Source organism: Methanoregula sp. (genome assembly GCF_049510175.1).
Lineage (GTDB): Archaea > Halobacteriota > Methanomicrobia > Methanomicrobiales > Methanospirillaceae > Methanoregula.
This window is the reverse complement of the sequence record NZ_JBEKZF010000005.1, coordinates 42,327-65,753: the sequence shown is the minus strand read 5'-3', so window position 1 is coordinate 65,753 and position 23,427 is coordinate 42,327. Positions and strand designations below refer to the sequence as shown.

Annotated in this window: 28 protein-coding genes; 22 read left to right on the top strand and 6 right to left on the bottom strand. The window is 54.7% G+C overall.

Annotation, left to right across the window (positions count from 1 at the left end; all coding sequences use genetic code 11):
* Positions 1-46 precede the first annotated feature (46 nt).
* The 4 genes from cutA to ABSG49_RS08195 all read left to right on the top strand — a co-directional run bounded on the left by cutA (position 47) and on the right by ABSG49_RS08195 (position 1,763).
* Complete coding sequence (cutA, locus tag ABSG49_RS08210; protein WP_424025639.1) at positions 47-388, top strand: divalent-cation tolerance protein CutA; 342 nt, start codon at positions 47-49, stop codon at positions 386-388.
* Between the two features lie 93 nt (positions 389-481).
* Positions 482-955, top strand: a complete 474-nt coding sequence (locus ABSG49_RS08205) for a DUF1890 domain-containing protein (RefSeq protein ID WP_424025638.1) — start codon at positions 482-484, stop codon at positions 953-955.
* Positions 943-1,218 (top strand): DUF1894 domain-containing protein, encoded by a 276-nt coding sequence (locus tag ABSG49_RS08200; protein ID WP_424025637.1) that lies wholly within the window; start codon positions 943-945, stop codon positions 1,216-1,218. The genes ABSG49_RS08205 and ABSG49_RS08200 overlap by 13 nt, the downstream gene beginning before the upstream one ends.
* 185 nt (positions 1,219-1,403) lie before the next feature.
* Positions 1,404-1,763 carry a response regulator gene (locus tag ABSG49_RS08195; RefSeq protein WP_424025636.1) on the top strand — a complete coding sequence of 120 codons (360 nt, stop codon included), beginning with the start codon at positions 1,404-1,406 and terminating at the stop codon, positions 1,761-1,763.
* A gap of 32 nt (positions 1,764-1,795) precedes the next feature.
* Here ABSG49_RS08195 and ABSG49_RS08190 read toward each other — a convergent pair whose 3' ends face one another.
* On the bottom strand, positions 1,796-2,686 hold the full coding sequence (locus tag ABSG49_RS08190) for a HEAT repeat domain-containing protein (protein WP_424025635.1): 891 nt from the start codon (positions 2,684-2,686) through the stop codon (positions 1,796-1,798).
* 299 nt (positions 2,687-2,985) lie between these two features.
* Here ABSG49_RS08190 and ABSG49_RS08185 point away from each other — a divergent pair, with 299 nt between their 5' ends.
* The 10 genes from ABSG49_RS08185 (at position 2,986) to ABSG49_RS08140 (ending at position 12,991) form a co-directional block, all read left to right on the top strand.
* The gene (locus ABSG49_RS08185) at positions 2,986-4,638 is read left to right on the top strand and encodes a 2-oxoacid:acceptor oxidoreductase subunit alpha (protein ID WP_424025634.1); all 1,653 of its coding nucleotides are present in this window, start codon (positions 2,986-2,988) and stop codon (positions 4,636-4,638) included.
* The gene (locus tag ABSG49_RS08180) at positions 4,635-5,486 is read left to right on the top strand and encodes a thiamine pyrophosphate-dependent enzyme (RefSeq protein WP_424025633.1); all 852 of its coding nucleotides are present in this window, start codon (positions 4,635-4,637) and stop codon (positions 5,484-5,486) included. The genes ABSG49_RS08185 and ABSG49_RS08180 overlap by 4 nt, the downstream gene beginning before the upstream one ends.
* A 413-nt stretch (positions 5,487-5,899) precedes the next feature.
* Positions 5,900-6,907 (top strand): IPT/TIG domain-containing protein, encoded by a 1,008-nt coding sequence (locus tag ABSG49_RS08175; RefSeq protein ID WP_424025632.1) that lies wholly within the window; start codon positions 5,900-5,902, stop codon positions 6,905-6,907.
* A 165-nt stretch (positions 6,908-7,072) separates the two neighbouring features.
* Positions 7,073-7,672, top strand: coding sequence for a DUF2179 domain-containing protein (locus ABSG49_RS08170; protein ID WP_424025631.1), 600 nt, complete (start codon positions 7,073-7,075; stop codon positions 7,670-7,672).
* 123 nt (positions 7,673-7,795) lie between these two features.
* Positions 7,796-9,061 carry an AAA family ATPase gene (locus ABSG49_RS08165; RefSeq protein WP_424025630.1) on the top strand — a complete coding sequence of 422 codons (1,266 nt, stop codon included), beginning with the start codon at positions 7,796-7,798 and terminating at the stop codon, positions 9,059-9,061.
* Complete coding sequence (locus ABSG49_RS08160) at positions 9,062-9,601, top strand: hypothetical protein (RefSeq protein ID WP_424025629.1); 540 nt, start codon at positions 9,062-9,064, stop codon at positions 9,599-9,601.
* 105 nt (positions 9,602-9,706) lie between these two features.
* On the top strand, positions 9,707-9,865 hold the full coding sequence (locus ABSG49_RS08155) for a rubredoxin (RefSeq protein WP_424025628.1): 159 nt from the start codon (positions 9,707-9,709) through the stop codon (positions 9,863-9,865).
* A 4-nt stretch (positions 9,866-9,869) separates the two neighbouring features.
* Entirely contained in the window at positions 9,870-11,054 is a 1,185-nt protein-coding gene (locus ABSG49_RS08150; protein ID WP_424025627.1) for an FprA family A-type flavoprotein, read from the top strand.
* Positions 11,055-11,070: 16 nt separating this feature from the next.
* Complete coding sequence (locus ABSG49_RS08145) at positions 11,071-11,451, top strand: desulfoferrodoxin (RefSeq protein WP_424025626.1); 381 nt, start codon at positions 11,071-11,073, stop codon at positions 11,449-11,451.
* Positions 11,452-11,533: 82 nt separating this feature from the next.
* Positions 11,534-12,991 (top strand): TrkH family potassium uptake protein, encoded by a 1,458-nt coding sequence (locus ABSG49_RS08140; RefSeq protein WP_424025625.1) that lies wholly within the window; start codon positions 11,534-11,536, stop codon positions 12,989-12,991.
* A 24-nt stretch (positions 12,992-13,015) separates the two neighbouring features.
* Here ABSG49_RS08140 and ABSG49_RS08135 read toward each other — a convergent pair whose 3' ends face one another.
* Entirely contained in the window at positions 13,016-13,357 is a 342-nt protein-coding gene (locus tag ABSG49_RS08135; RefSeq protein WP_424025624.1) for a GlpM family protein, read from the bottom strand.
* A 219-nt stretch (positions 13,358-13,576) separates the two neighbouring features.
* Between ABSG49_RS08135 and cfbC the strand changes: the two genes are divergently transcribed.
* The 5 genes from cfbC to ABSG49_RS08110 all read left to right on the top strand — a co-directional run bounded on the left by cfbC (position 13,577) and on the right by ABSG49_RS08110 (position 18,167).
* Positions 13,577-14,389, top strand: coding sequence for a Ni-sirohydrochlorin a,c-diamide reductive cyclase ATP-dependent reductase subunit (gene cfbC, locus ABSG49_RS08130; RefSeq protein ID WP_424025623.1), 813 nt, complete (start codon positions 13,577-13,579; stop codon positions 14,387-14,389).
* A complete protein-coding gene (locus ABSG49_RS08125; RefSeq protein WP_424025622.1) occupies positions 14,376-15,395 on the top strand; it encodes a nitrogenase component 1 in 1,020 nt (339 codons plus the stop codon). The genes cfbC and ABSG49_RS08125 overlap by 14 nt, the downstream gene beginning before the upstream one ends.
* Positions 15,388-16,509: a nitrogenase component 1 gene (locus ABSG49_RS08120; protein WP_424025621.1), complete on the top strand. Its 1,122-nt coding sequence runs from the start codon at positions 15,388-15,390 to the stop codon at positions 16,507-16,509. The genes ABSG49_RS08125 and ABSG49_RS08120 overlap by 8 nt, the downstream gene beginning before the upstream one ends.
* 129 nt (positions 16,510-16,638) lie before the next feature.
* A complete protein-coding gene (locus ABSG49_RS08115; RefSeq protein WP_424025620.1) occupies positions 16,639-17,049 on the top strand; it encodes a hypothetical protein in 411 nt (136 codons plus the stop codon).
* A 179-nt stretch (positions 17,050-17,228) separates the two neighbouring features.
* The gene (locus ABSG49_RS08110; protein ID WP_424025619.1) at positions 17,229-18,167 is read left to right on the top strand and encodes a PAS domain-containing protein; all 939 of its coding nucleotides are present in this window, start codon (positions 17,229-17,231) and stop codon (positions 18,165-18,167) included.
* 95 nt (positions 18,168-18,262) lie between these two features.
* Here ABSG49_RS08110 and ABSG49_RS08105 read toward each other — a convergent pair whose 3' ends face one another.
* The 3 genes from ABSG49_RS08105 to ABSG49_RS08095 form a co-directional block, all read right to left on the bottom strand.
* Positions 18,263-19,381 (bottom strand): isocitrate/isopropylmalate dehydrogenase family protein, encoded by a 1,119-nt coding sequence (locus tag ABSG49_RS08105; protein ID WP_424025618.1) that lies wholly within the window; start codon positions 19,379-19,381, stop codon positions 18,263-18,265.
* A complete protein-coding gene (locus ABSG49_RS08100; protein ID WP_424025761.1) occupies positions 19,369-19,857 on the bottom strand; it encodes a 3-isopropylmalate dehydratase small subunit in 489 nt (162 codons plus the stop codon). Before ABSG49_RS08100 ends, ABSG49_RS08105 begins: the two co-directional genes overlap by 13 nt.
* A 68-nt stretch (positions 19,858-19,925) precedes the next feature.
* Complete coding sequence (locus ABSG49_RS08095) at positions 19,926-21,176, bottom strand: 3-isopropylmalate dehydratase large subunit (protein WP_424025617.1); 1,251 nt, start codon at positions 21,174-21,176, stop codon at positions 19,926-19,928.
* Between the two features lie 129 nt (positions 21,177-21,305).
* Here ABSG49_RS08095 and ABSG49_RS08090 point away from each other — a divergent pair, with 129 nt between their 5' ends.
* The 3 genes from ABSG49_RS08090 (at position 21,306) to hisE (ending at position 22,935) form a co-directional block, all read left to right on the top strand.
* Complete coding sequence (locus ABSG49_RS08090) at positions 21,306-22,043, top strand: SIMPL domain-containing protein (protein WP_424025616.1); 738 nt, start codon at positions 21,306-21,308, stop codon at positions 22,041-22,043.
* 149 nt (positions 22,044-22,192) lie between these two features.
* A complete protein-coding gene (locus ABSG49_RS08085) occupies positions 22,193-22,636 on the top strand; it encodes a NusA-like transcription termination signal-binding factor (protein ID WP_424025615.1) in 444 nt (147 codons plus the stop codon).
* Positions 22,633-22,935, top strand: coding sequence for a phosphoribosyl-ATP diphosphatase (hisE, locus tag ABSG49_RS08080; protein WP_424025614.1), 303 nt, complete (start codon positions 22,633-22,635; stop codon positions 22,933-22,935). Before ABSG49_RS08085 ends, hisE begins: the two co-directional genes overlap by 4 nt.
* Positions 22,936-22,942: 7 nt before the next feature.
* Here hisE and ABSG49_RS08075 read toward each other — a convergent pair whose 3' ends face one another.
* Positions 22,943-23,395 (bottom strand): bifunctional nuclease family protein, encoded by a 453-nt coding sequence (locus ABSG49_RS08075; RefSeq protein WP_424025613.1) that lies wholly within the window; start codon positions 23,393-23,395, stop codon positions 22,943-22,945.
* Positions 23,396-23,427: the final 32 nt, after the last annotated feature.

Here is a 23,427-nt window from a genome sequence, read left to right as displayed (position 1 = left end):
AGGGGAAGAACTAGGCTTATTATCCCGCAGTCCAACATTCATCGTCATGGTGAAATCAAAAAGCCCGGACCCGGCTCAGGAGATTTGTGTGATCGTTTCCACGGTTCCCCCCTCGAAATCCGCGGAGATTGCACGAGCGCTCCTTGACCGTCACCTTGTTGCCTGTGTGAATATGACACCTGTGAGATCCTGGTACCGCTGGGAGGGGGAGTTCTGTGACGATGAGGAACACCTGCTGATCATGAAGACACGGAAAGAGAATACCGAACATATCATCCGGGAACTCCGGGCCCTGCACCCCTACGACGTGCCGGAGATTCTCGCACTCCCGGTAACCGCCGGATATCTCCCCTATCTTGCCTGGATCCATGGCGAAACGCCGGTGTAAAATGAAATCTCCGGCAGGTGTGGCCGTGATGCGTAAGGTTATTTCCTGTGGCTGAGTAAAGAAACTATACCATATGGCAGGGGACTGGTAATCGTGGAAGGTGAACTGACAACAAAACTCAGAGTGGCACTCCTTGTGCTCGGGTGCCCGCAGGTACCGGTGCAGACCAGTATCGCACTCTATCTCATCAACCGGCTGAAAAAGGCCGGGATCACACCGGTTGTTGCCGGCAACAAGGCAGCAAATACCCTGCTGGTCATCTCGGATCCGGACCGGCACTATCTCGGGGAAGTGATCGACCTCGACCGGGCCGTGGGACTGATCACCGACAAGAAACGGGACTTTGATCAGTGTTTTGTTTTCATCCACAACGATGCGGGGGTCAGTTATGCGGCGACCATGGGAGCGATCTCCGGTGCAAAACTGTATGCCCTTGTGTATGGCGAACATTTTGATGAGCAGGTGAAGAAGATTGACTTCCCCTGCACGGTCATTGCGGCAAAAGCAGTTCACAACCCTCTGCCGCTCAAGAAGGCAATCGATGAGGTGGCACCATGGGCTGCGTAGAATCAATGAACTATGAGATCGTGCTGCGGGATGCAAGTTTCAAGGAGTCCCGGGATTATATCAGAAGCAATTTCAAGGAATCCATTGATGTGCCGCCGGGGTTCAAGGTCTTCGATGTCCATGTCATCGGCCTGCCACCGATTGCGATAGGGCTCGACGGGGATTTTGTCATCTTTCCCTACACGAAGCCCTGCCACGGCACGTTTCTCCTCCGCGTGGAAGACAAGGAGGAAGCAGCCCGGCTCCGGGCCCTGAAGAAGTGAGCACGATCTCCCGGCGTTTCCTGCTTCTTCCGCACACAAGCCGGTTTTTATGGGATGATGCAGCCCCCGGCAAACCACCGGAACCGGCACTATCGGTACAAATGATAGGCTATATTGTAGCAGATGGGAAAGTATTGAAAAATTGTCACGGGTTTTTTATGGCCAGCAAGGGAAAAATACTTCTGATGGATGATGAGCAGATCATCCTTGATGTAACCCTCGAAATCCTTACGTTTCTTGGTCATGAGGTGATGTTTGCAAAGGACGGGTCAGCTGCGATCGATCTGTACAAACGAGAAAAAAGTGCCGGTGTCCCGTTTGATGTGGTCATTCTCGACCTCTCCATCCATGAGGGCATGGGAGGAAAAGAGGTCATCCAGTGCCTCAAGGAATTTGATCCTGCGGTGAAAGCCATTGTTTCAAGTGGCTATACCAATGATCCTGTGATCATGGATTATGCAGGATACGGGTTTTCCGGCAAGTTGTCAAAACCCTATAAAATCGATGAGATGAAATCGATACTGGAGCAGCTTCTGAAAAAATAAAAAGACGGGAATCCCAGCCGGTTCTCAGGTTTTTATTGTTTTTTCTGGATTTTCCCGATGGCCTCATCTGCTGCCCGGCGCACATACTCATCCTTGTCGTCAAGCAGTTTCTTCAACGGCCCCAGTGCCCTCATGTCCCCGATGTTGCCAAGAGCATCAGCTGCACCCCAGCGCACGTACCAGTCGGAATTTTTCAGGGACTGGATCAGGGTATCGACCGGCGCAGCGCTGCCGAGCTTGCCAAGCGCCCATGTGGCGGGCACCTGGACAAACGAGTCTGACTCTTTCAGCGCCTTTCCAAGGCACATCGCCGCCCTCTCGTCCCCAATCTTTCCCAGTGCATCGGCCGCACTCCAGCGGACATACCAGTCCTGGTCATCCACTGACTGGATCAACGGTTCCACAGCGCGCCGGTCGCGAATCTCTCCGAGCGCCCAGACTGCCCTGACCCGGACCCACCAGGTCTTGTCTTTCAGTGCAAGAATCAGTGGATCGACTGCAGGTTCCCCGATAAGGGACAGGGCAAAGGCACTTCGCCACTGGACATCGCTGTCCTCCTCTCTCAGCAGCGCGATAAGCGGCGGGATCGATGGTTCACCGATCTCTGCAAGGATCTGAGTCGCATGCCAGCGCACGTCATAATCCTTTTCGGATAATGCCCGGATCAGCTGGGGGATTGCCAATTTGCCGATACGGCCGAGGGCAAGCCCGGCCAGCCACCGGACATCCTGGTCATCCTCCTTGAGTGCCCGGATCAGGGGTTTGATGGCAGGTTCGCCGATATCCCCAAGGGCAAGTGCCGCCCTCCAGCGGATCCCTAGGTTGGGATGGCGGATTGCCTTGATCAGGCCATCCATGTCCATGCCGCTCGTCGTGTGAAGGTAGTAGGCCTTCTTGTCCGATATCAGATCATTTGTATTCACTAAGTTCACCTCCTTGCCTTCGTTGTCATTGTTCCGGATGTTGTGGGTGGTGATAATTTCAACAGGGCATGATGTTCAAACCCTGTGATATAATCTACTGGAAGATCTGGTACTCTGTATAGCGATGAAGATTGATCCCTCTGCGTATTTGAATATACCTATGCAACAATACTTCGTAGATCCAGCGTTTTCCATCGTTTTGTCGGGCAACCAAATGCCTGCAGGAGTACGCTTTTGGTAATACCATAATGCCAATCTATATACCCGCAACTGCATCACCGTACCATGCGGGGGCACACATGAGAGAAGTATCAGTCCTGATTGGCGGGAAGGCCGGGGATGGCATCAACAGTGCTGGTGCGATGGTGGCCCAGCTGCTCAACCACCTTGGCTACCACATCTACCTGTATTTTGATTACCCGTCCCTGATACGGGGGGGACATAATTTTGCCGTGATCCGGGGTGCTGAACAGTCTGTCGGAACCTGCAGGGATACGGTCGATTTTGTCCTGGCCTTAAGTCAGGAAACGGTGAGCCTGCACCGCGAACAGATGCACGTAGGCACGGCAATCGTTTTCAATGCGGACCTGGTAAAATCGGATGGCCAGGGCATTTCCGTAAAATCCGTCCTCACCGTCGAGAAAGCACCCGGGATCATGGGAAATTCGGCAATCATCGGGGGGTTTGCAAAAGCGGCAGGGATTGACTGGGAGATCGTTGAGGCTGTGTTCCGGTCTCACATACCAAAGGGAGTGGAGCTGAACCTGAAGGTGGCACAATGTGCCTATGAACAGCTGGTCACGGCTCACCAAATTGAACGATGCAGCAACACGCCCCTTCCCCTCCTGACCGGAAACGAGGCGATCGGCCTTGGTCTGGTCAGGGGCGGGCTTGATGCGTATGTCTCATACCCGATGACCCCTTCATCCAGCCTGCTGCATTTCCTTGCAGAGCAGAAGGAAAAGTTCGGGATAACCGTCGTGCATCCGGAGAACGAGATCGCAGTGATCCTGATGGCACTCGGGTTTGCGTATGGCGGGAAACGTGCAGCAGTAGGCACTTCCGGAGGGGGATTCTGCCTCATGACCGAAGGGGTTTCCCTTGCCGGCATGGCAGAGTTCCCCCTCGTGCTCGTGGTCTCCCAGCGGACCGGGCCGTCAACGGGCCTCCCTACCTATACCGGGCAGTCCGAGCTCCTGTTCGTCCTGCATGCCGGGCAGGGGGAATTTCCCCGTCTGATCGTAGCACCCGGAGATGCGCAGGAAGCACTCGTCTGGTCTGCCATCGCGATGGATATCGCATGGAAGTACCAGGTCCCGGCATTCATTCTCCCCGACAAGACCCTCTCCGAAGGTACTTATAGCGTGGATACTGCCGGTTTACCGGCACAAATAACAGGATCTGTTCCCCTTTGGGACGGCAACCCCTCATATCACCGTTATGCTGACACTCTCTCTGGCATCTCGCCCCTTGCCCTCCCCGGAACGAAGGATGCCGTGGTGAAAGTGAACAGTTATGCTCACGATGAATCGGGGTATACAACGGAAGAAGCGGATATGGTCTCCCGGATGACGGAGAAGCGCCTGCGCAAGTGGGAGGGGCTGATCGCGGAGATGAACGGATATCCCCAGGTTAATATCCTCGGGTCTGCCGGTGCACCGGGGACTCTCCTCTGCTGGGGCTCCACAAAGGGCGTGTGCAGTGAAGTCGCCGTTGAGCTCGGGCTGCGGCTGGTCCAGCCGGTGGTCCTCTCGCCGTTCCCGGTGGCCCAGCTGAAGAAGGCACTCGAAGGGACGAAGAAACTGATCTGCGTGGAGGAGAATGCCACGGCCCAGCTTGCGACGCTCACGGAGCAGCACGGTATCATTGCAGATAAAAAGATCATGAGGTATGACGGGCGCCCCTTCACGTACGAGAGCCTTCTAGCAAAGGTCAGGAAGGCAGTCTCATGACCGGGCGGGCGCTTATCACGGATGTCCAGAACACCTGGTGCCCGGGCTGTGGCAACTTCTCTCTCCAGCATACCCTCAAGAATATCTTGACGGAGATGGAAAATGAAGGCAGGTCGCTTGACAATGTCGTCCTCGTGTCCGGCATCGGTTGCCATGCAAAGATGGCCGATTACCTCAACATCAACAGTTTTTACTCTCTCCATGGCAGGACGATACCGGTAGCGACGGGCATCAGGCTTGCTAATCCCGATCTGACTGTCATCTGTTGCTGTGGCGACGGGGACTGCTATGCGGAAGGTCTGGATCACCTCATCTTCGCGGCGAAGCGCAACATCGATATCACGGTCCTTGTCCACAACAACCGTGTCTACGGGCTCACGACAGGGCAATACACACCGACGTCCCCACTGGGGTTCAGAGGCAAATCAACGCCCACAGGTACTGCGGAATTCCCTCTCAACCCGATCGAACTGATGCTTGCTAGCGGGGCGACCTATGTTGCACGGGGTTATACGAAGAAGATGGACCAGCTCAAAACCCTGATCCGCAACGGGATTGCCCACCGCGGCTTCGCGTTCGTCGATGTGCTCCAGATCTGCGCCACGTTCTTCCCGGCAGCCGATTATTATACCCCCCGGGTGTACGATCTTGCGGATCATGACCCTGCCAGTTTCGACCGTGCCTGCGCAAAGGCCCGCGAATGGGACTACAACTCGGATGCACGGATTCCCTTGGGATTATTCTATCAGGCAACCTTCCCGGGCTTTGATGAACGGATGGCAACCCAGGGGATGGCCGCGGAACTGCGGGAAAAGGCAATCCGGGATCTGCTAGAGTCACGGATATAATCCCGATAATCAGGCAACGGATGATATACAAGTGAGGCTGGCACCAGGTATCGGGGATGGGGAGGCACGCTGTATGTACGGAACGGTGATTCCATGAAAGAGAACCGAGAAGACTCCCGGGGAGAAACGGATATCCGTATGTGCCCGTACCCCGGAATGCGATCACCCGTCTCCATCAGGTATTCCCGTTTATCGCTCTCTCTGCGGTTATTATGGGGATACTGGCCGTTGTTCACTGGTACCTTTCCTGGAATTACGTGACAATACCTGTGCTGTCTGCCTGATCCGCGGCATTCTTATCGTCAAATGGCATCCACACATTCCCGTGTAGTCTGATTTTTCCTGTCCGTTATGACGCGTTGCCGGCGCCATGACGGAAAAATCATATACAGGTGTGTGAGAAAATAAAAGTTATGATAGACAAAAAATGGTCTGGAATACTCTTCTGCCTTATCCTTGTTGCCAGTATGATAATTGCCGGTTGTTCAAGCGATTCCGGTGGTACGTCCACGTCCACAACTGTCCCGACTGCCGCACCGGTACCAAAATATGTTGCCGGTGATATCATCGCAAAGACGAATTCTGGAAGTGAACAGCAGTTGTATGTCATAACCAAATACGATTCTGCAACCGATGGTTACACCCGTGCCTGGATTTATAAGAATTCGGATGGATCTTGGGGGCATTTTATCGATAGTAAAACCGATAAAAGTCCCCGGACTCTTGTCGAGAAGGTTTACCCTGTCAAAATAGCGCATGTGACGGTATCTTCTGTGCCTGTCATCACCCCCACGGCAACGGTCGCTGCGAATATTACGTATATCGGCGAAGGGCCGACTGTGACCAACATCACTCCGACCAATGGTGTGAAGGACGGGTCGGTGATGGTAACCATTACCGGAAATAACTTCGTGACCGGTGCAATACCCAAACTGGTACAGCCGGGAAGTGCTCCTGTGACGGGAACGGCGACATCGGTTTCCTCAACGAGTATAACCACCACCTTCAACATGTACCAGAAGGATTCCGGGACGTACGATGTCATTGTTGTCAATCCTGACGGACGGTCCGATATACTCCCGAGTGCATTCACTATCGGGGAAGGCGGGCCAGTGATCACCGCGATCTCCCCGAATTCGGTAGGAATGAACCAGACCGGTGTCTCCTTCACCATCAATGGCCAGAACTTTAAAACCACGGGAGTAAAAGTCTCCTTCTTGCAGGGGTCTACTGAAATTGTCTGTGTCAATGCGGATGCTAGTTCAGCGACACAGATTACCTGCGGGCCGGTCGCGTTCAAACAGTCAAATGGGGCATTGGTCGGGTTATGGGATGTGATAGTCCTGAATATCGAAGGCCAGCAGAGCGGAACGGCGAGCCAGAAATTCACGATTACAAATTCTACAATTATCGCGGATTAGCGGGAGTAACCTTTTTTAGGTGTAAATAACCGCCATCATTATAATGGATTTCTATTTTTTATTGTCACATCAGATGGTTTAGGCCCGTCCCCTGTCTGGCAGAACGTGGCAGTGGCACAACCTCACCACACATTATTAACGCGCGGGACTGAACATTAGGTAACAATGCTGGACTCCGTCATTACGCCCGGTGTTTTTGCCTTTGTAATAGTACCGCTTCTGATCTTTTTCGCCCGCGTCTGCGACATGAGCCTCGATACGATCCGGGTCATTTTCATGTCAAAGGGGATCCAGTACCTCCCTGCATTCATCGGCTTTTTTGAGGTGATCATCTGGCTCGTTGCCATCGGGCAGGTCATGAACAACCTGACCAATGCCGTCTGTTATATCGCGTACGGTGCGGGTTTTGCCACCGGCACGTTTGTCGGTATGGCCCTTGAAGAGAAACTCTCCTTGGGTCTTACCAGTGTCCGCATCATCACCAAGGAGGACCCGGTCGAGCTCGTGCAGTTCCTGCGCTTGCACAATTACGGGGTGACAAGTATTGATGCGGAAGGTGGTACGGGCAAAGTGAAGATGGTGTTTACGATCATCAAGCGTCAGGATCTCAAGCATGTTGTGGGGATCATCAAGGATTTCAACCCCAATGCCTTCTACTCCATTGAGGAAGTGAAGTCGGTGGCAGAAGGGGTGTTTCCCGAGCGGAATTCACACCGTATCTCCCGCTGGATCGACTCACTCAGTTCCGGCCCAAAAGGAAAATAATTCCCTGACAGATAGTTCCGGTGCAGAATCTGAACCAACCACTCCGAACCCGGAGTTTCACGCATCCGCTCCAGACCAATATGTTCTTTTTGTACAAGGGTGACGATGACGTAAGGAATATGCATGCCGATACAGCAGATCCATGTGGAAAATTTCAAGAGTTTTTCCGGGCTCGATATTGACCTTGCCCGGTTCAATGTCGTGATCGGGTCGAATGCAGCCGGCAAATCCAATTTCATCAGTATCTTCCGGTTCCTGCACGATATCGCGACGTCCGGGACTGTGAACGCCATTGCCATGCAGGGTGGTGCAGAGTACCTCAGGAATGCAAAGATCGGCACGACACGCGACCTCGTCATCAGCGTCAGCTACATTCCCGAAAGCACCATGGAATTTGCCGGGAACAAGCTGAATGGATCATCCCTCCTTGGAATGAAGGCCTGCGAGTCATCCTATGAATTTGCCCTCCGGTTCAGCGGGCGGGCTGATGAATTTACCATCATCCGGGACCGGCTCAAAATCGGCTGCGAGATCTCGACCTGTCGGCGTAAAGGTACCACGATTGTTGAAGGCAAGCCAATCGGCAGGGGAGAGATCGAGGTCTCGAATGAGAACGGCGAGATCCACTATACGGTCCATATCCCTGAAGGGTGCCCGCTCAGAGAGGACGATATCATACCGGTTTTCTTCCGCAACAAGCACCTGCCGGAGAAGACCCTCCTCCTCGAGACGATCTATGGTTTTCCGCTCCCGCACCTCGATAAATTTTTTGACCGGATTACCGTGTACGATATCGACCCGAAACTGTCGAAGAAAGGCGTCGTCATTACCGGCAAACGGGAACTTGAGGCAGACGGAGGGAACCTTGCCCTCGTGCTGAAGAAGATCATTGAGGACCCGGAGAAGAAGCGCAAGTTTTCCAACCTGCTCCGCGACACCCTCCCCTTTGTGGAGGACTTCTCGGTGCAGAAGTTCATGGACGTTTCGCTCATCCTTACCCTTCGCGAGCGATATGTAAAGAGCCATGACCTGCCCGCATCCTCCCTCTCTGACGGGACGATCATGATCTTTGCCCTGATCATCGCACTCTATTTTGAGGACAAACCCCTCATCATCATCGAGGATCCGGTAAGCCATGTCCATCCGTTCCTTGTTGCCCGGCTCATGGGCATGATGAAAGAAGCCTCGGCGAAAAAACAGATCATGGTCACCACCCACAGCACGGAAGTCGTCAAGCATACCCGTCTTGATGATATCCTCCTAATCTCCCGCGACAATGAGGGGTATTCCGTTGTCTCGCGGCCTGCTGACAAGGATGAGGTCAGGACGTTTCTTGAAAACGAGATCGGCATCGAGGAACTCTACATCCAGAACCTGCTGGGAATGTGAATGAAAAAGCGCTTGTTCATCATGGTCGAGGGAGAGGATGACGTCCGGTTCTTCGGCCGCATTATAAAACCCCTCCTCGCACCCCGGTATGACTCGGTCGAGATCGTACCGTATGCCTGCATCAGGCGCGAGAAGGTGAACAAGTTTTTAAAAAGCGTCAGCCTGATGAAGAACGACTACATCTTCGTCGCGGATATTGATTTCGAACATTCAGTCCGGGATAAAAAGCAGATCCTCTATTGCCGGTTCAGCAATATTGACGGGGGCAGTATCGTGATCGTGATCCGGGAGATCGAGAGCTGGTATTATGCCGGGATTACCGGGGGCGTTGCGCAGGAACTGGGTATTGCGGACCTGCCATCCACAGATGACCTGACGAAGGAGGATTTCAATGCCCGCATTCCCAAAAAATTCGATTCCCGGATCGATTTCATGTTCGAGATCCTCAAGTCCTTCTCACTTGAAATGGCTGCACGGAAAAACCAGTCTTTCCACTTTTTTGTCAACCGTTACAGGATTTATGCGAATCCTGATCCGTAACCCGGTCCTGCGCATAACTGCATTGTTTCCCCCGCATGCACTATCGAAACCATTTTTAACGGCATGACGCCATTCTGTAATACCTAAACCTTTTAGGGGACTTTTATGGACCGATATGTATGTTCAGTATGCGGGCATGTCTACGACCTAGAAAAAGGGGAACCCCGACAGGATCTCCCCCCCGGGATGGCATTTGTTGCTCTTCCGGACGACTGGCAGTGCCCGATCTGTTTTGCCGCAAAGAACGAATTCGTGAAGGAGTGAAGTCATGGTATCACGCGAAATTGCCAAGGGGATCCACTGGGTCGGGGCACTGGACTTCGACCGGAGGATCTTCGACGAATTGATCCCACTGCCGGAAGGTACGAGTTACAACTCGTATCTCATTCGGGGGAGCAACAAGACTGCACTGATCGATACAGTTGACCCGGCAAAGGAGGAGGAACTGATCGTCAACCTCCTGAAACTCGGTATCGAACGGATCGATTATATCGTCATCAACCACGCTGAACAGGACCATTCGGGCTCCCTTCCCATGGTCCTCGAGATGTATCCCATGGCAAGAGTTGTGACGAATGAAAAATGCCGCGACCTGCTGGTCTCCCTGCTCCAGATCCAACCGGAAACGATGCAGGTGGTAAAAGACGGAGAGACACTCTCGCTCGGTGACCGGACCCTCCGGTTTTTCCTGACCCCATGGACTCACTGGCCTGAAACGCAGATCACATACCTTGAGGAAGACCGGATCCTGTTCCCGTGCGACCTCTTCGGGTTCCATGCCGCGTCGAGCGAGCTGTACGTGACGAATGAAGCGGAGGCATACCGGTCGGCAAAACGGTATTACGCCGAGATCATGATGCCGTTCAGGAGCAGCATCAAGGGTTACGTGCAGAAGGTCAGGGAACTCAACCCCGCCATGATCGCACCCAGCCACGGACCGGTCCACCGCAACCCGAAGATGATCCTCGATGCCTATGCCGACTGGGTTTCGGACGATGTCAAAAACGTGGTTGTCATCCCCTATGTCTCGATGCATGGCAGCACCCGGAAGATGGTGGATCACCTTACGGCAGCACTTATCGAGCGGGGAATCGATGTGAAACCGTTCAACCTCACGCACACAGATATCGGTGAGCTGGCGTATTCCCTCGTGGATGCGTCGACGATCGTTGTTGCAACGCCGACGGTGCTCTTCGGGCCCCACCCGCAGGTTGTCTATGCCACGTACCTCGCAAACGTCCTGAAACCAAAGGTGCGGTTTGCCTCGGTGATCGGCTCCTTTGGCTGGGGGGGTAAATCAGCCGAGATGATCGTAAAGATGTTGGACCATGTCAAGGTCGAGGTCCTTGAACCGGTAGTCATCAAAGGAATGCCAGATGAGGCAGCAGTAGTGGCGCTCAACCGGCTTGCGGATGATATATTGAAGAAGCATAAGGAAATGAAGATTGTGTAGGAATGGAGAGTAGCTTATGACAAAACTATCTGAAGTATACAAATGCGGCGTATGCGGGAACACGACAAAAGTAGTCCATGCTTCCGGAGGCACTATGGTCTGTTGCGGGCAGCCTATGACCCTCCAGCCTGAGAAGATGGACGATACAGGCAAGGAGAAACATGTTCCTGTCGTTGAAAAATCAGCAAAGGGGATCATCGTAAAAGTCGGGTCGGTTCCCCATCCCATGGAAGAGAAGCATTATATCGAATGGATCGAAGTGCGGTCCGGTGCAAACGTCTTTGTCCACGAACTCAGGCCGGGTGATAAACCGGAGGCTGAGTTCTGTATTTCCGATGTCAGTGTCAAGGCCCGGGCATTCTGCAATGTCCACGGCCTCTGGACGAACAAGGCCTAGACCAAAATCTCACATCTTTTTTCCCTGCAATCCTGCATATCCGGGCAAACACTAATAGAGCACGGGGATTAACCCAATAGTGATGCGCCGGCTCGGGTATCTCTCAACGATCATCGCAGATCTTGGTGATATTTTTACCTTCATCGCGCCGGTAACATGCGTCCCCCTCATCGTTGCCGTCCTCTTCTCCGAGTGGAATATGCTTCTGCCCATGGCAACCGTACCAGTACTGTTTTTCATCACCGGCAGGGTCCTGAAAAACCTTCCCCACAGCGGTCAGAGCAGCCGGCTTTCCACCTCTCTGTGCTCGGTTGCACTGTTCTGGTTTGCCTGTGCCATGGTAAGTGGCATCCCGTTCATGCTCGGCCTGCATATGGGATTCACGGACGCTGTTTTTGAGGGTATGGCCGGCTGGACAGGTACCTCGTTTTCCATGATCCGCTCGCTCGATACAGCTCCCGACACGCTCCTGTTCTGGCGCTCTTATATGCAGTGGGTCGGCGGCATCGGGATCATTGCATTCACCGTCGCCCTTGCCAGCAGCACGGGATTGTTCCGGTCAAAGATCTTCCGTAATGAGGGGAGGGAAGAACCGTTGATGCCCAGCATTGTTGCTGCCGGGCGCTCCCTTTGGAAAATTTACGCGGTTCTTACCTTCTGTGCCATTGGTCTTATCCTGTTCACCGGACTGTCGCTCTGGGAATCGGTCAACCTTGCCCTCTCGGCCATCTCGACCGGCGGGTTCACCCTGCACAATGGGGGCATTCTTTATTATAACAGTGTTGCGCTGGAACTCCTGCTCATCCCCATCATGATCGCGGGTGCCCTGCCGTTCAAGTTGTATTTCCTGATCCTGGAACACCGCCGCTGGAGCCTCTTTGGGGATGAGCAGGTGAAATTGTTCTTCCTCTTCCTTGGTGCGGGAACCGTGGTGCTGACCTACGATCTGATCTTTTTCTCCAATCTCGATACGATCCCGGCCCTCATGCAGGGTCTTTTCATGGCGGTATCGGCACTGACGAGCACCGGTTTCCAGATTGTGGCTCTCCAGACGTGGGCAAGTGTCACCCTGCTCTTCCTTGCGATGCTCACCTTCATCGGGGGCACAACCGGGAGCACGTCCGGGGGGATCAAGATCGACAGGGTCGCATTTGCCTACCGGGCACTCCTGTGGTGGTTCCGGCGGCTGTACGTGAGCGGGAAAGTCCTCGTACCGCTGAAGATCGAGGGCCGGGTCATACCGAAAGCGACCGCAGAGCTGGAGACGGCGAAGAATATGCTGATCATCATCCTTTCCGTTGTCACCATCTTCATTGCGAGCCTCGCTGTCATGCAGTACCATCTCACAACTTTTTCCATAACGGAAATCGTCTTCCAGGTCGTCTCAGCCTTCTCAACCTGCGGTATTAATACCGGTTATGTCTCCCCGGATATGCCGTTCATTTCGAAATGGATCTTTATTGTGGTGATGTGGGTCGGCAGACTGGAAGTGATCCCGGTTGTGATGCTGTTTTTTGCCCTGCTCCGTGGTCCCGACTGATCTCCCCGCATTGCGCAGCCCGTATCAGATACCAGGAATTATCTGACGGATAACGAGCACGCATCCGATCCAGATGCCGTACGCCACGCTGAGACTTTCCAGGAAACCGAAACGGTTCATGAGGAAATACAGGGAAATGAGGAACACCAGCGACGGGATGGCAAAGAAGAAGGTCCCCAGGACCAGCTGCTGGGCAGTGGCGCTGCCAACCTCGTTATAAGTAAAGAGAAATGCAAGAGTGGTTATAATGGGCGCCGCAGCAAGAATGCCTCCGTACCGGGGGTTTGCCTGTTGGGCAAGGAGCGTTACCCCGACAATAATGCTCCCCCCTGCTACGAATTTGAGCAGGGTTTGCAGGTAATCCATGGCAGATACGATTATTGTTCCTGTCACCTAAATATACTCTGATACTGCGGAGATCGGAAAGAACCAGTGCCTTTGCCAATCCACCACTATTTTTTGGTAGTGCGAAAACCGGGTCGGGAACCGGGAGGCAGGATATGCCCGTAATATATTCCGCCAACACAAGTTTACTTTTGTTAACATCAGGAGATCTAATATAAATTGCCGCCCCATAGTACGGTGATGAAGCAGATCGCCCTGTACGGGAAAGGAGGTATCGGGAAATCCACTACCTCGGCCAACCTCTCTGCTGCACTCTCCGGGAGGGAGCTCTCTGTTCTGCAGATCGGCTGCGATCCCAAGCGGGACAGCACACGGATGCTGATGCAGGGCCGGTTTATCCCGACCGTCATGGACCTTGTCCGGGTTCGGGGGGAGACAGCAATCTCTCTTTCGGATATTGTTTTTACCGGATACAACGGTATTCGTTGTGTCGAGGCCGGAGGGCCGGAACCTGGTGTAGGATGTGCAGGACGGGGAATTATCGCCACCTTCCAGATCCTCGAGAAATTCGGGGCTCTTAAAGGCGACGTTATTGTCTACGATGTGCTCGGGGACGTGGTTTGCGGCGGGTTCGCCATGCCGATGAGGGAAGGGTACGCACAGGAGATTTATCTCGTTACTTCCGGAGAACTGATGTCCCTGTATGCCGCAAATAACATCTGCAAGGCCATCCAGCGTCTCTCGTCCCGGGTAAAGAGCAAATGCCGGCTCGCCGGTGTGATCTGTAATGCAAAGGACCAGCCCCGGGAAGAGGAACTGGTCACCGCATTTGCACGGCGGGTGAACAGCTCGATGGTGCAGTATATTCCCCGTGACCACATCGTTCAGGAGGCCGAGATGAACCGGCAGACCGTGATCGAATACCGCCCGGACTCGGTCCAGGCGGGTCATTACCGCTCCCTTGCACAGCGTATCATGGAAAATAACCGGTTAACCATACCGACTCCCCTTGAGATCGATGAGCTTGAATCCCTTGCCCGTGAATTCTTCTAGGCTCGGCGGCTGTACCCTCACTGGGGCAATCTCGGTGACGTCCCATATCCGCAATACCGTTACCGTTGTCCATGGCCCCAAAGGGTGCAGCCATCATAACGTATCCCTGCTCCATGCGACCTGGCTCGATAATGACCATGCCGTCATGCCGGAACTGGTATCGACCGGGTTGTCAGAATCCGATGTTGTTTTTGGCGGCGAAGAAGCACTCCGGCGTGCTATCAGGAATGCTGCAGCAAGGGATGTGCGTGCCGTTTTTGTGCTCTCTACCTGTATTGTCGATACAATCGGGGACGATATCGAAGGTGTCTGCATGGAAGAATACGGCGTTCCGGTCGTGCCCATACCGACAGCAGGTTTTCTCGGGGGGACATTCCAGGACGGGGTGAACAACGCTCTCATTGCGCTTGCGGATAACGCCGTCCCGTGCGGGAAAGACGGGGGGGTTAATATCATCGGGGAGATGAACCTTGAATACGAAGTAGAGGAAAACTATGCCGAGATTGCGCGGCTTCTCTCCCTGCTGGGACTGTCCGTGAACCTGCGGTTCGTGCATGATATCACTTATAACCAGCTTTCCATGCTCGGTGCGGCACAGCTCAACATCCTCAGAAGCCCTACGCTTATACCGGTTGGCGAGTACCTCCGGGACCGGTTTGACATCCCTTACGTCTCATCGTTCCCTCTCGGCCTTTCGGAAACGCTCTCGTTCATCGGATCCGTGGCAGAAGCCTGTGGTATTGACGAGTATCGGGCTGCTGAAGGAGAGCGGGCCCGGCAATCCGAGATGATCGCCGGTTTTACTGATCTCCGGCGATCGCATGCAGCCTTCGACCGATCCCTTTCCGGGCCAGATGATATCAGGGCCGCTGAAGAACTGGCACGTGCACTGGATCTCTCGATGGGAACTGACGGGTACAGTGTCCGCCTGCCCGTCAGTGCTGCGGTAGGCACTGCCGGAACGCGGCGGATGCTCCACCGCTGGAGGCGGGCGATCCATGCCTGAATGTGATAATCCGCTCTGGCCATGTGCGATGACCGGTGCAGCAGCTTGTCTTGCAGGGTTCGAGGGAGTTGCGGTTGTCATCCATGGCTCCAGCGGGTGCTACTATTACCCGACCACCCTCCTCCACGCCCCGCTTCACGGGACATTTATCCTTGAGAACGATGTGATCTTCGGGTCGGAGGACCGGCTCCTGGAAGTGATCGGCGGGCTCTCCGGGACCGGAAAGAGGATCGCGGTAATTACGACCTGCGTTCCCGCCATTCTCGGTGAGGACATCCGGTCCATGCTCGAAGGACATAACGTAATCCTCGTCGACAGTCCGGGATTTTCCGGTGATGTTGAGACCGGGTATTCGAAAGCTCTCGCGATGCTGGAACCCCGGCTCGATCCAGGTGCCGGTGGCGTGAATATCGATGGTGCGTGCCTGTTTGATCCGTTCTCCGGAGGAAACGTTCATGAGGTGATACGGCTGTTTGCGATGGCATCGGTTCCGGTCGGGACCGTGTTCTGCCAGGACCGGCTTGACAGGGTCTACCATGCATCGGCCTACACAGTTGGCACCAACAGGGATTTTGCATCCGGTGTCGGCGAGTATCTTGGCGGGACGCTGGGATTCGATGAGATCCGTGCCACCTTTACAAAAATTGTCGATAAAATCGATGGGTCCGACAGCGATCTGGTTCTCGCGGAACTGGAGATGCAGGAGGAACGGGTTGTGCGGGCGTGTGACAAATACCTGCACCGGTACGACCCTCCGTCTGTGGCCATTTTTGCCGGGTATGCATATGCCATGTTCGCTGCACGCATGCTCGAACAGTATCTGGATGCGGACATCTGCTGCATCGGTTCGCGAAACAGGGTGAACGGGTCTGCTTACCCGATACAGGAGTCGGGAAGCCTTTCGCAGGTCAGGGAACTGATACAGGCACATCATCCCGATCTGGTGATCGGGTCGTCGTTTGAGCGCTCCATCCGCGGAGATGCTGCATTTGTGGGGATTATCCCCCCTCTGCGGGGGAGCGTAAGATTGTTCCCCATCCCGCTCGCAGGGATCAACGGTACACTTGCGTTTGTTGAGCTTGTGCTGAACGCCTGCATGGACCGGAAAACCTGATTCTAGTTGTATCTCGGTGGGAAATACTTCCTGCCTCACGTCCGGGTTTTTTTCACTTTCACCCTGCGCATGCCGGGAGACTATATACCCACTGCGGCAACGCCATTATACGACAGAAGGTGGTCGTGTATGATGGAAAAAGCAGGCTATCTCCAGCGAACAAGGTCAGGGGCACTCGACAGCGAGGGAGTAGTGCACGATATCGTTGAACTGCATATTCTCGGGAACCGGTATGCAATCCGGAAGCCCGATCTGGCAAAAGCAGTCTCAGGCAGGATGTATGTACAGGTCGAGGAGCTTACCCGCAACTGGAATGAGTATCTCGGGTTGACCCGTGGTCTTGCACACGTCTCCGTATCAGGTAAGGCGCTGAATATTGATCTGTTCGAGACTGGCAATTTCACCCTCTCTCTGGCCATGCTCCGTGCTGTAATCTACGGGAAGGAAAGGTCAGTTCCCATCGTGAAGATTCCAGAAACACCTGCTGTCAAGATCCGCAGGGCCGCGGAAGACCAGCAGAAGATCAGTGCGGTTGTCTGAACCTTTCAGTAACATGGCGTGATCGACCGTCACCTGCGATCCTCGTCATTCCGCCTCCTTTTTTCCGTGAGTATCGTGCAACATTAATAGTTCCGCAACAGATGATCATAAGTGGAGCACACCCCTCCTTACTCTCCGGTAATACAGGAGTGAACCGGCACAGGTAACGGCGGTCAGAAATGGATACCACGGATGCAGAATACCGGGATCTTATCGAGAACCAGCAGGATCTTATTGTCAGGTTTAATCTTGAAGGCCGGCTCCTTTTTGTCAATAAGGCCTATTGCGAAACTGTCGCGAAACCCCGGGAAGAACTTGTCAACAGCATCTTCATGCCGGTGACCGAAGAGCGTTACTCTGACGTAATCGCTACCCAGATGACCAAGCTGTTTCGCCCCCCGTATGCCTGCATCGTCGAACAGTGGCTTCAGACGAAGAAAGGGATGCGCTGCATCAGCTGGTCGGCAAAGTCCGTTCTTGGTGATGACAAGACGGTCGTCTCCATCGTTGCAATCGGCAGGGACATCACGCCGCTCAAGAACGAGCAGAAGGCGATACGGAAACGGGATGGGGAGTTGATGCTCGTCCTTGAGAGTGGCAGCCAGATGTATTACACCCACACGACTGACCATCTGATGGTCTTTGTCAGCCCGAGGATCCGTGACCTGCTCGGTTGCCGCCCGGGTGAGGGAAAACGGACCTGGACCGATTACCTCACCGATCATCCCATGAACGCTTCTGGCCTTGAGCGGACGATCCGGGCCATTGCCTCCGGGCGCCGGGAGCCGCCATACCGTCTGGAGATGGCCACCCATGACGGGCGGAAGTGCTGGGTGGATGTCAATGAGATCCCGGTGGTAAAGAATGGGAAGACCGTTGCGATTGCCGGGTCGCTGATGGATGTCACCGACAGGATGGCGGTCGAGGAAGGCCGTGCAGAGGCGGAGTTCCTCATCAAGGATGTTTCCGGTGTCCAGACGGTCAGTGAGTACCGGGCACGGGTTGCCGGCCGGCAGGCAAAAGGGCCCCGGGGGTATTTTCGTTCCATCCTCTCGAAATCATCGGACGAGGATGATGATGAGGATATATCTGCGGCATCGCAGGAAAACCTGAAGTGAGCTGTCCGGCCAACCGGGTGGGTATGGAGCGGGAAAATGATGCCCCCACTAAGGACCGTTGGTCCGTTCCTTATAAGAGCAGGGGTAAATGAGAATTATTTCCCTTTCCGCACGCAGTCGGCGATATATGAGCCGGCCTTGGTGGTCCGTGCCGTGCCGCCTAGGTCCTTTGTCACCACGCCGTCCCTGATGCTCTGCTCGATGGCAGTGACCACTGCTACCGCCGCCATGTGCTCGCCGATATGATCGAGCAGCAGGGAACCGGCCCAGATGGTGGCGATAGGATTTGCAACGCCCAGATCCTTGTACTTGGGTGCCGAGCCGTGGATGGGCTCGAACATGGAGGTCCCCTTCGGGTTGATGTTGCCACCTGGTGCAAGCCCGAGGCCCCCCTGGATCATGGCGCCGAGATCGGTGATGATGTCGCCGAACATGTTGGGCGTGACCACGACATCGAACCACTCCGGATTCTTGACAAACCACATGGTGATTGCGTCCACGAAATTGAACTCGGTCGTGACATCGGGATAGGACTTCGCGGTCTCGGTGAACACGTCCCGCCAGAGGCCGTACACGTCAGAGAGCACGTTCGCCTTGTCCACCGAGGTTAGTTTCTTCCTCCTCTGCATGGCAAGGTCAAACGCGTAGATCTGGACCCGGCGTGCTCCTTCGCGGGTGATGACCCCGATCTGGTACGCGATCTCCTCGGCGTCGCTCTCCACGTCAAGGCCGAACTTCACGCTGTAGATGTCGCGGATAACGTTCAGTTCCTTCTTTTCGTGCTTTTTGAACCGCGAGCCAATCCCGACATAGAAGTCCTCGGTGTTCTCGCGGACTACCACGAAGTCGATGTCCTTTGGACCTTTATTCGCAAGCGGAGTTTCGACCCCGTCAAGGAGCCTGATCGGGCGGAGGTTGACGTACATGTCGAACCGGAAGCGGAGCGCAAGCAGGATCCCCTTCTCCAGGATCCCCGGCTTCACCCGCCCGTCCCCGATGGCGCCGAAATAGATCGCCCTGAACTTTGCGAGTTCTTCGAACTCCTCTTCGGTGATGAGCTTGCCCGAATGAATATAGCGGTCCGCACCGATGTCGAAGTCCGTCCACTGTATATCGAAGTTATACGTCTCGCCAGCGGCTTCCAGTACCTTCTTTCCCTCGGCCATGATCTCCGGGCCGATCCCGTCCCCGCCGATTGACGCTATCCGGTACATACCGGCGCCTCCTTTAAGTTCTTCGCATAGTCCACGAGCCCACCGGAATCGATGATGCCCTGCATGAACGCCGGCACGGGCTCGATGGTATACTTTTTTCCGTCCGCCTCAAGGTACCCATCCCCGATCTTCAGGGAAACGTTTGCCCCGTCGACGATCTTATCCGCCTCCGGGCAGACCACGGGGAGCACCCCGACATTGATCGAGTTCCGGAAGAAGATCCGGGCAAACGACCGTGCCACCACGACCTTTACCCCGGCCCCCATCAGGGCGAGCGGGGCATGTTCGCGGGACGAGCCGCAGCCGAAGTTCCGGCCGCCAACAATCACGTCCCCTTCCTGTACCTTTTTCGCAAACTCGTCCCGGGTGCCTTCAAAGGCATGCTTTGCGAGTTCTTCCGGGTTGTTGATGGTGAGGAACCTGCCCGGGATGATCGCGTCGGTGTCGATGTTATCCCCGAACTTCCAGGCTCGCATGTTCTGTGCTGCCTGTGGCAGTTTCACGACGACCTTTTTTACCGGTGCTGACTTTTTCGCTGCCATCGTCACACCTCCCGTGGGTCGGCGATCTCGCCCGAGATCGCGCTTGCCGCTGCGGTTGCGGGGGAGCAGAGATAGACCTTGCCCTCCGTACTCCCCTGGCGTCCCCTGAAGTTTCGGTTGGAGGTTGAGAGCGAGACCTCGCCGGGTGCGATCAGGCCGAACGCTCCGCCCATACACGGTCCACAACAGGGCGCCTCGACCAGTGCCCCCGCCTTCACGAACTTTTCGATGAGCCCGGCTTTCAGGGTCTTCAGGTACTCATCGCGGGAAGCCGGAATAATGATGACCCTGCACTCCGGGCTGAACTTCTTCTTCCCGAGCACTTCTGCTGCTTCCGCGAGGTCCTCGAAACGCCCGTTCGTACAGGAACCGATGAAGACCTGATCGACGTGCGTTCCAGCCACCTTGCCAACCGGCACACCATTATCCACGTTGTGCGGGACGGCCACCTGCGGTTCGAGGTCCGAGACATCGTAGGATCGCCTCTCGGCAAACTTCGCGTCGGGGTCGCTGTCCAGTTCGAACGGCTTCATCTTCCGCCGGCCCTTCATGTACTCCCACGTCACTTTATCCGGCGCGATAATGCCTGCCTTGCCCCCCATCTCGATCGCCATGTTGCAGAGGGTCATCCTGCCCGACATGTCGAGTTTCCTGACGGTCTTCCCGGTAAATTCAATTGCCTTATAGGTCGCGCCATCGGCACCGATATCTGCTGCAATCGAGAGGATCAGGTCCTTTGCCCCGACCCTTTTTGGGAATTTTCCTGATACTTCCGCACGGATCGTCTCCGGCACCTTGAAGTAGAGGGCGCCGAACTTCAGGACAAACCCCATGTCGGTCGACCCGATACCGGTTGCAAATGCCCCGGTTGCGCCGTACATACAGGTATGGGAATCCGCACCTACGACAATCTCGCCCGGTGCGGCCCGCCCTTTCTCGATCGTCACTTGGTGGCAGACCCCTTCGTTGATATCGTAATTGTGGATATCCTGCTCCGCGGCAAACTTCCGCATGTAGACATGGTTGCTTGCCGCCTCGATGGAGTCCGCGGGTATCTGGTGGTCAAAGAGCATGATGACGCGCTCTGGGTCAAAGACCTTTGTTCCGCCCATCTCGTAGAACTTCTGGATGGCAAGCGGGCCGGTAATATCGTGTATCATTGCCCCGTTAAGCGGGGCCATGACCACTTCGCCTGCCCGTATGTCCCTGCCACATTTCCGTGAGAAGATCTTCTCTACGATTGTTGCTCCCATGCTCGATCGTTTCTACTATTGACTCTCGGAGATATTGTACTTTCTCGTGCACCACTTTTCATAACTGCGACCAGATTCGCAGTCAAAGTAAGATTTAACCTCATTCCGGGTCAAGATCATGTGAATACCATGATACGAAGACTGACTTATCTCGGTGCCATCCTTGCCATCTTCATGATGGCCGTAGTCGGCAGCGTTTCCGCTGCATCAGCTGACTCGACAACTGATAAAGTAATCCATGCCTCCGGCAGCGGGAATGTGATCGGCACTCCCGACCGGGCTCAGGTGACATTCTCCGTCCAGACCGAGAACGCGGATGTCAAGACTGCACAGGCAGACGATGCCGCACAGATGTCCAAAGTGATCGATGCCCTTGTTGCTGCCGGCATCCCCCGGGATGCTCTCAAGACCACCGGCTATAACATCTATGCGATTTATGACGATTCCACCAGCGGCATCCTGAACCCCAAGGTCAAGACCTACCAGGTGACCAACACCTTGACGGTTACGCTCCATGATGTGAGCAGGACCGGGGAAGTGATCGATATCGCCGTCGCAAACGGCGTCAACCGGGCAGACTCCATCCAGTTCATGCTCTCTGATGCCCAGGCCCTTTCACTCCGGAGTGATGCCCTGAAAAAGGCGGTAGCAAACGCACGGTCTGACGCGGACACCGTTGCCGGTGCGCTCGGTGTCAATATCACCGGTATGGGAACAGTTGATATCACCCAGGGCTATATGCCGGTGACCTATTCCAATTACCAGATAGATACCACAGGAGCAGCCAAATCCCTGGCCACGACCCCCGTCCAGCCCGGTGACGTGACCGTGACCGCGCAAGTTTCGGTCACCTATACCTACAACTAATCTTTTCCGCGCACTCTTCACAACTTTTTTAAAATAGCAGTGTGATCATTTCATAAAATCACAGTGCAGAAGCCGGGTTCACCAGACCCATTCAGCTGTCAAATCTCGAATATCCTTGAATCAGCGGATACAATAGGATTGATTTTACCATGGAGCGCAATATCGGCTTTAAAGAACGAAGGTATATTGAAGAACTGCGGATTCTCACCAAATCAACGGCGCTTGACTGCGTGATTGACGACCGGTTCGACCGGGTGATCTACGTAATCCGGCAGGGTGACATGGGTCTTGCGATCGGAAAAAAGGGTGAGAATATCCGCAGACTTCAGAACGTGCTCGGCAAACGGATCGAGATGGTCGAATTTGCCGATACTCCGGATGCGTTCATTGCCAACATCTTCAAGCCTGCTGAGATTATCGGGGTTGAAAGGAATGCGGAGAACGGGCCGGTGAATGTGCTTGTCCGGCAGAGGAGCGACCTTGGTATTGCGATCGGGAAGGGAGGGTGTAATATCGAGAAGGCGCGCATCCTCTGCAGAAGGTTTTACGGACTCGAAGTCGGAGAAGTACTGCTGGAGAAAGAGGCATCATGAAAACGACGGCCGATCCCCAGGTCATTGCCGAGATCTGGGCGGTCATCTGCGACCGTGCAGATCACCCGAAAGAAGGATCCTACACCACTCGGCTGCTTACGGACGCAAAAGGGATCGACAAAGTGCTGGAAAAAGTGGGGGAGGAGTCGACCGAGTTCATCCTTGCGGTGAAGAACGGGGTCTCCGGGAGTACTGCCAGCGAGGCGGCGGACCTCCTCTTCCACCTGCTTGTCGCCCTCCGGGCGGCAGGAGTCGACCTGTCCGATGTGATGGATGAACTGGAGCACCGCAGGAAATAATACGATTTTACTTCTGAAGGAACGAAGTGAGGTCGACCACGTGCGGCAGGTCTCCATCTTTCTGTGCTGCCGAAGCAAGCACGCTCTCTTCTACAAAAATCGGGACATTGCCCCGGAGTGCCAGCGCAATGCCATCGCTCGGGCGGCAGTCGAGATACTCCTCGTGCTTCGTGTTGACAAAAACGAGCTGGGCATAATACACGCCGTTTTCTATGCTGTCGATTTGCAAAAAGCGCATGGAGATGGAAAATTTTCCGCACAGGTCGAGAAAGAGATCATGGGTGAACGGCCGGGGCAGCACTTCCCTGTTCCTTGCACTGTTAATGGATACTGCTTCCCAGATGCCGATAAATATCGGCAGGAGGCGGCCAGTGCCATCAGAGAGTATCACGAGGGGGACGGTGGCTGCTTCGCTGATGGCCATGAATACGCCTTTGACCTCGCACCGGACCAGTGTCATGCCTGTGCACAGTGATTGCCGTTCGCATTGAT